This is a genomic window from Rhizobium sp. SVR5-9E (genome assembly GCF_056755095.1).
The window spans coordinates 1-269 of sequence record NZ_JBNDHS010000440.1 but is presented as its reverse complement, the minus strand read 5'-3'; the positions used below and the strand labels follow the sequence as shown (position 1 = coordinate 269).

General features: G+C 58.0%; 1 protein-coding gene. It reads left to right on the top strand.

Annotation, left to right across the window (positions count from 1 at the left end):
• Positions 1-72 precede the first annotated feature (72 nt).
• Positions 73-269: peptidoglycan-binding domain-containing protein (locus ACPYOJ_RS35535; protein WP_481420415.1), on the top strand; the 197-nt coding region annotated here is incomplete at its 3' end.

Below are 269 nucleotides of genomic sequence, written 5' to 3'. Positions count from 1 at the left end.
ACTCTAAACTCATCATCATATAGAATTTCCCTAGGGGTCGCTTCGGCGGCCCTTTTCCATTGGAGCATTAAAATGGATACGACCGTGCAAGAAGTGCAGCGGCGCTTGATTGCGCTTGGCTATAGCGTCGGGAGCGCCGGCGCCGATGGCGTTCTCGGCAGGAATACGATCGCCGCCCTCTCGAAATTTCAGGCCGATCGGACGCTGGAGATCCAGTATCCCGGCACAATCGGGGCAAAAACGCTCGCGGCGCTCGGCCTCGACAAGGG